The following is a 6184-nucleotide window of genomic DNA, read 5'->3' as shown; positions in this document are numbered from 1 at the left end:
TTCGCCATCGCCCAATGCTTTGGGGCCCTCGGGCCGGTCATCTACGGCGCGCTCATCGGCGATGGCTCCCAGCCCTTCCCGCTGTTCCTGGGTTACTTGCTCGGTGCGGGAGTGATGATGGCCGGGGGACTTGTCGCGTGGTTCCTTGCGGTCGATGCCGAAGGCAAGTCGCTGGAAGACGTTGCGACTCCACTGGCAGCCGCCGGCGCCCGCCGCCGGACGGGTTCGGTCCGTGCCGAGGGGGCAACCCCGCCCTACTCGCCCTGAGTCCTGGGCGGACCGCGGGTGAAGTTGGGGTGCCAGCATCAGCAGGCGCCCAACATCGGATCGGTCGCTACCTCAAATTGGGGAACGCGATCAACCAGCCGGACATCCACGGAACCGATCTCGCGTCGAGGCCTGCTGCGGCACGCTGACCACAAATCTGAAGACAACCCTGACGACAGACGCACGCCCAACGACGCCCGCAACTGCCCTTCGCGGGTCGTATTCTGCCTGGTTACACGTTGCGCCCGAACACTCGGCGTGGCCTACCAACAGTGGCGAAGAGTCCAGCGAATTCACGAACCTCACTAGGTCGTCGGTGTAGTCCCGAAGGCTCAGTGATGCAATCCTGGGCGCACCCTTTTCAATCGGCAGTTCGTGGTGGCGCAGCGTCGGGGCATGCGCTGTGTAGCCACGCTCGTCAAAGGCGGCGCGAGCAGCAGCCAACTGTTGTCCACGGCTCCAATTGCCGTGAACAAGGTTCGCAGCTGGCGGAGAAAATGGGTCGCGAATCGACAACCGCCGATGCTGACGCGGGGAGCGACGGCCGAAGCGTGTGGCCAAGCGGATGGGACTCACGATCGTCGTGGAGGCTCTCGATGAGGACGTCCGGTGCAGTCGTCAATGGCCTGCCCGGACAGCTGCCTATGGGTGAGCTTGCTTGCGCAAGACCCTCCTTGCGCGCCCGCCACGGCTACGGGATTGGTTTCAATAACACCGCTCGCGCAGCCTCGTCGTCACCGATTCTGCCTGCGGTCCGATGAGGCTGGAAGCGCCGTTGTCGTCAGGACGGCGGCGGGGCGGTGACGTGGACCCCCCCGCCGCGCCCCGGCAACCGGAGGCCGCCCCGACCTCGCCGTCACTTCCTTGGGGCGGGGCGATGATCGGGGCCGTGGTCCGTGCGGTTCCCACCGTCGACGGTGCCGCGCTCTCACACCTTGAGAAGGCGGTCGAAGAACTCGCGATAGCGCTTGAGAGCGACGCGAAGGTCCTCGGTGGAAGCTTCCTCGCCGCGACCCCATTGCCGTTCCAGGTGCGAACGTGCGTCGGCGAAGCCGGTGACGAGTTGCCCCACGACGTCGGCGACCAGCCCGTCGGCTTTCTCCACGCACGCCTTCGGGTCGTCGACGAAGACCGCTTGCACCTCGCCCCATCGGGCCCGCAACGAGGTCAGTAGCTCCTCGGCGAATAGGGGCTTCTTGGAGGAGGATTCGACGTTTGGCCGATTCGAGTCGGCCGGCTCCGGCGAGGATTCGGTATCGATGCTCGCGGGCTGAGGGCGAACCGACGATGGCGTCGTCGCGGCGGGTTGGGCGCCACCTGGCTCGAAGCCGACGTCGTCTCTCGGCGAATCGGTATGCCTGCTTTGATGATCGGCCGGTTCAGTCGATGGCTCCGCGTCCCCGATGGTCGGCGTGGCCTCGATGCGTTGGTCGTTGGTGGTCATGAGTTTGCCTCTCGGTTGGTACCCGTGTGCTGTGGGGTCTGCCGGTCCGAATTCTGGTTGAGCAGCTTTTCGAAGAGGGCGCGGTAGTGGACCAAGGCCTGACGTTGCGCCTCGGTGCCGACGTCGCCGTACTTCTGTGCCAGCTGGATGGCATGGCCGGCCCGGTAGTTCTCTACCACGGTCGGATGGTCGACCGAGATGTCGGCGGCCCGCTTCTCGAAGTCATCGACGGGGTAGCCGCGTTCGTTCATCACGTCGGTGACTAGACGATCGGCGTCGCCGACCGCCCTCGACGGGGTGTCGACGAACGCGGTCTGCACGCTGCGCCAGCGGTCGGCATAGGCCTGGGCTGACTCGGCACTGAGCTCAACGATGTCGAGTTTGGCTCGTTCGTGCTCGCGGTCGGCCAGTTGCTTCTCGGCTGCCCGTGTGTCACCGGTCTCGGAAACGGTCCGCTGGTATTCCGGACCGAACCGTTGCTGCAGACCCTCGCTCTTCTTGCGACGGTTCATCGACAGTACAAGGATCGCCACGGCCACGACGACCAGGATGATCACCGTGATCAAAATCCATTGCCAGACAGGCATTTTCCGTCCCTCTCTACTCGTCGTTTCCCGGCGGTCAGTAGTAGTGGCGGCGGCCACCGACGGCACGCCCCGCGGATCCGAGGATCGCCAAGATCACGCCGACGACCAGCAAGATGACCCCGACGACCAAGATAAGGTGGGCGAACGCGAAGGTGGGGACCAACGTGGGTAGCAGGAACCCAAGAATGATGAGGATGACTCCAAGTACGATCATGGCAACGCCTTTCGTGATGTCGCGCCGGCTGGCGCGGGGTTTTCGGTCGTTCGGGCGGTTTGCCCGGCGCCATCACCAGTCGACACCCTTAGGGAGGGTTGAAATACACCCCAAGGAAGGTAATCTTCGGTTCGTGTCCAAACCCGCAGGTGGTCCGATCACGGTGGCGCTGGTGGACGACTACGACGTGGTGGTCAAGGGCGTAGCTAACATGTTCGATCGCTACCGCGACCGCGTGGTCGTCGCAGAGCTGGACGCGACGATGCCCGTCGAGGACGCCGTCGACATCGTGTTGTATGACTCGTTCGCCCAGCCGGAGTCCGATCACCACGAGATCGGTGTCCTGGTGGCCAATCCGCGGGCACGCCGAGTGGTGGTCTACACGTGGAACTTTCATCCCGACCTCATCGCTAGCGCCAAGCAGCACGGGGCGCACGGCTATCTCTCCAAGACGTTGCCGGCTCGAGAGCTGGTTGCTGCGTTGGAGGCCGTGCACGCCGGCGAGGTCGTGGTCAGTGACGTTCCGGTGCGGGCACGCAGCGCGGTAGGGCTGGACTGGCCCGGCCGCGGTGAGGGGCTCAGCGACCGGGAGTCGGAGATCTTGGCCCTCATCACTCAGGGCAGGAGCAACGCCGACGTCGCGCGGCTCACCTACCTCAGCCCCAACACGGTGAAGTCCTATATTCGGACCATCTACCGCAAGATCGACGTCGGCAGCCGGACCCAGGCCGTGCTGTGGGGTGTGCGGCACGGCTTCACCCCGGACCACAACCGCATCGAACACTGGAAGGGCGGCCCGTAGACGGGGTCGTTCGGGTACCTCCCTCACCGACGGTATCGCGGTCCTGGCATCGAGTGTGTCCGCGCGGTGAGATCCGATCGCGCCGGTATTTCTGGTATAGCAACGGGCCCGTGGCCAGCCGCTCCGAACGAATTGGCCATGGACTCATATGGTTACGACCAGATTGCTCGGGCTGGGTGTTTCGAGCCGGGTACGTCGTCATTCACCTCGACGCCCCTGCACCTATTTCGTCGGGATCAGTGCTGGCGCTCCTAGGCGCAGGTGCTCCGACGGGTTCAATTCGCCCGATTTGCAACGGCGTGAGCAGCACAAACAGTTTCCGATGAATGCTAAAGCTTCCGGGGAAACGAACGGTCGCGGGTCTGATGCGGACGTCCGCGCCCCGGCGGCACAACTAGTCTGCTACCTGTTCGTCCGGTGTGACGCCGATGATCTCGCGTCCTCCTATCAAAACGAGGAAGGTGAGCCGCAATGATGACGCCGATGGGCCATGCAAACGGTGAGATGGCGCCAAGGACGCGATCAAGGCCAGGGGTGCTTCGATCAATGCGGCAATTACGAACGCAGTGATTGCCCGCAGGTTGACTTCAACAGTCAGCTCTCACTGTTCGCTCCGGAATCGCTGCGGGGTGACCGGGCCGGTTAACGTCACTGACGCCAGTTGCGCGCCCAACTACGTTCACAACGGTGCGCCAAGCCCCCGTAAACCACCTGTTCAGCCTGACTGCCCGGTCCTGGCAGTGTGGGGGTCAGGGGTTCGAATCCCCTTAGCTCCACAACAAAAATCCGTTCTGACCAGTGTCGGAGCGGGTTTCCTCGTTAGCCGGATCGAGCCGCAGGACGCCTTGTGTTCTAAATCTGTCCTACCGCTGAGGAATAGACGTCCGCGGCTGCGGTCAGGCGGTCGTCGGTCACACGCCCATAGACGGCCTGGGTCATGCGCTCGGTATGGCCGTGCCAGGCGGCAACCACATCGGCGGTGATGCCTGCCGCGCGCATCCGTGAGATGTTGCTGTGCCGCAGCATGCCGAGCGTGATCGCCTCGAGCCCGGCGGCGGTGCGTTGGGCTGCAAACTCGCGCGAGTATTCACCCACGGGTAGCGACGTTCCATCGACGCGTGACAGCAATAGGTCGGCGTAGGTGAGTGGTCGGCCCACCGTCAGGCGCTCGCGCAGGTGTGCCGAGCGCATCGCCTTGAGCATCGCCAGCTCTCGCGGCGGCACCGGGAGACCGCGGGCACTGCGCTCAGTCTTGGTGGGCACGATGGTGTCGCGGCCGTTCACATCGACGCGGGCCCGACGGATGTGCAGCGCGCCGGTGTCTAGTTCGATGTCCGACCAGCGCAGTCGGTGCGTTCGCCGCGTCGCTTTGGCGCCTCCCCTGTGGGAGTGGTCATCTTGTTGTGTCCTTACGTGGATTGCGTTTGCCGCCGAGGTGTCTCGGATTGAAGGGGGCCGGCCCTAGGTGCGCGGGCGCGCCACTTGTTCGCAACCTCAGGTGTGATGCTGCGTTTTCGCTACGATCGCCGCACGAACACTCAGGACGGTCCTATGTGGCGGTCACGGTGGGCTTGCTCGGCGAACTCGGCTATGTCGGCATAGACGCTGTCCTAGTGCCCACGCCGTCCCGGCGTTTCGGCGGCGGCGTACGCGAGCCGGTCGAGATACCGCGCAAGCTTGCGGAGGGCGTCAGGGGTGAGCGGAACATCGTGCTCCAGCGAGTCGATATGCAGCTCCACAACCTGGGGCCATCGGGGGACTGAAGGCTCGTACGCCGTATACGAACGGGTGGCCCGACAGCGTGATCCGCGTGCCGATCCTGGGAATGGTGTCGCTGACGGGCGTGCCGTCAGGGCCGTCCCCGAAGCCGCGTGTGCATCTTGCCCACCACGACACTGACTGCTGAGATCTGCCCGGCGACACTATCGGGACGGACGAAATCGAGCCGATTCCTCGCCACTGGCCAACTGCCGATAATGGGTGCCACCGCGAGAGACCGATCCTTTCATGATGCGACCAGCTCTCGAAGCTCTGCGGTGACGACGTAGACACGGCCGCCGAGCCTGCGCACCGGCAACTCGCCCGACGCTGCGAGTCGATATGCCGCTGCGCGGCTGATGCCCAGGATGGCTGCAGCGCGGGGGACGGCAAGCAGCAACGGCAGTTGGTCAAAGACGTTGGTTTCCAATGGATTCACCTTTCTTCGATATTCGCTATCGTCTGGTCGACCGGCTGTGGCCGCTTCTGTGGACTGCAGCGGCGGCAGAATGCCGCCGCCTCTGTCCCGTCCGGCAGCGTGACGGTGATGGTTCGGGATTGCTCGTCTTCGCATTCGCCGCACCAGGGTGTCTTGGGCCGGAGCGAGGACTCGGCGGCGTGGGTAACACCACGAGGCGCCGTGCAAGGACTGCGGCAGGGTAGCGGCCTCCATCCGGTCTTCGTGACCGATGAGCTTTCAGCGTCTACGAGGTCCATCCCGAAGCCAGCGCGTACTCGACTGCTGGTGAGAGCTCCATGGCCTCCGCGCCACTGAGTCGCCAAGGTTCTGGCATCGATTGCAGCAGGATCGTTAGCGACGGTTCGGATGGTGGTTCTTCTGGAGGATCCCAGGGGTCCGGGTTCTGGACCCTCGGGGAGGCCAGATCCTGGACACCCCCGGTCCAGGGATCAGACCCGCCCCGTCCGACCTGCTGACCTGGGGGTGTTGACGACGGTTGAAATCCAGGCCAGTCGCGACTTAGTTGTCGGTGGGGTTGAGTACGCGGAAGACCACGCCCGCCGCCACGCCGGCGATCAGTTGGGGGACCAGATAGAGGAGCGTCGACCAGGCGAACAGCCCCATGGCTGCGCCGCCCAGGACGACGGCGGGG

The 6184-nt window shown here is 64.5% G+C and carries 6 protein-coding genes and 1 pseudogene; 2 read left to right on the top strand and 5 right to left on the bottom strand.

Annotated features, from left to right (window positions below; all coding sequences use genetic code 11):
• Positions 1-267: pseudogene (locus QOI01_RS08355) on the top strand (MFS transporter); the annotation flags it as partial.
• Between the two features lie 928 nt (positions 268-1195).
• Here the strand turns inward: QOI01_RS08355 and QOI01_RS08350 are convergent.
• The 3 genes from QOI01_RS08350 to QOI01_RS08340 are packed head-to-tail and all read right to left on the bottom strand — an operon-like array spanning position 1196 to position 2512.
• Positions 1196-1711, bottom strand: a complete 516-nt coding sequence (locus QOI01_RS08350; protein WP_526379809.1) for a hypothetical protein — start codon at positions 1709-1711, stop codon at positions 1196-1198.
• Complete coding sequence (locus QOI01_RS08345) at positions 1708-2298, bottom strand: hypothetical protein (protein ID WP_526379807.1); 591 nt, start codon at positions 2296-2298, stop codon at positions 1708-1710. The genes QOI01_RS08350 and QOI01_RS08345 overlap by 4 nt, the downstream gene beginning before the upstream one ends.
• 34 nt (positions 2299-2332) lie before the next feature.
• Positions 2333-2512 carry a DUF6131 family protein gene (locus QOI01_RS08340; RefSeq protein WP_140689174.1) on the bottom strand — a complete coding sequence of 60 codons (180 nt, stop codon included), beginning with the start codon at positions 2510-2512 and terminating at the stop codon, positions 2333-2335.
• 133 nt (positions 2513-2645) lie between these two features.
• Here QOI01_RS08340 and QOI01_RS08335 point away from each other — a divergent pair, with 133 nt between their 5' ends.
• The gene (locus QOI01_RS08335; RefSeq protein ID WP_526379805.1) at positions 2646-3314 is read left to right on the top strand and encodes a response regulator transcription factor; all 669 of its coding nucleotides are present in this window, start codon (positions 2646-2648) and stop codon (positions 3312-3314) included.
• A gap of 852 nt (positions 3315-4166) precedes the next feature.
• Here the strand turns inward: QOI01_RS08335 and QOI01_RS08330 are convergent.
• Together QOI01_RS08330 and QOI01_RS08325 are read right to left on the bottom strand one after the other, a co-directional pair.
• Positions 4167-4661: a tyrosine-type recombinase/integrase gene (locus tag QOI01_RS08330; RefSeq protein WP_526379811.1), complete on the bottom strand. Its 495-nt coding sequence runs from the start codon at positions 4659-4661 to the stop codon at positions 4167-4169.
• 658 nt (positions 4662-5319) lie between these two features.
• Positions 5320-5511 carry a helix-turn-helix transcriptional regulator gene (locus QOI01_RS08325; RefSeq protein ID WP_526379803.1) on the bottom strand — a complete coding sequence of 64 codons (192 nt, stop codon included), beginning with the start codon at positions 5509-5511 and terminating at the stop codon, positions 5320-5322.
• Positions 5512-6184 lie beyond the last annotated feature (673 nt).

The sequence above is a fragment of the Mycobacterium sp. genome (assembly GCF_032162605.1).
Classification (GTDB): domain Bacteria; phylum Actinomycetota; class Actinomycetes; order Mycobacteriales; family Mycobacteriaceae; genus Mycobacterium.
This window is presented reverse-complemented; position numbering and strand designations above follow the sequence as displayed.

What these genes read in the sequence shown, in the direction of transcription:
- QOI01_RS08345 (WP_526379807.1), bottom strand. Translation starts at nt 2,298, where the DNA reads ATGCCTGTCTGGCAATGGATTTTGATCACGGTGATCATCCTGGTCGTC.
- QOI01_RS08340 (WP_140689174.1), bottom strand. Translation starts at nt 2,512, where the DNA reads ATGATCGTACTTGGAGTCATCCTCATCATTCTTGGGTTCCTGCTACCC.
- QOI01_RS08350 (WP_526379809.1), bottom strand. Translation starts at nt 1,711, where the DNA reads ATGACCACCAACGACCAACGCATCGAGGCCACGCCGACCATCGGGGAC.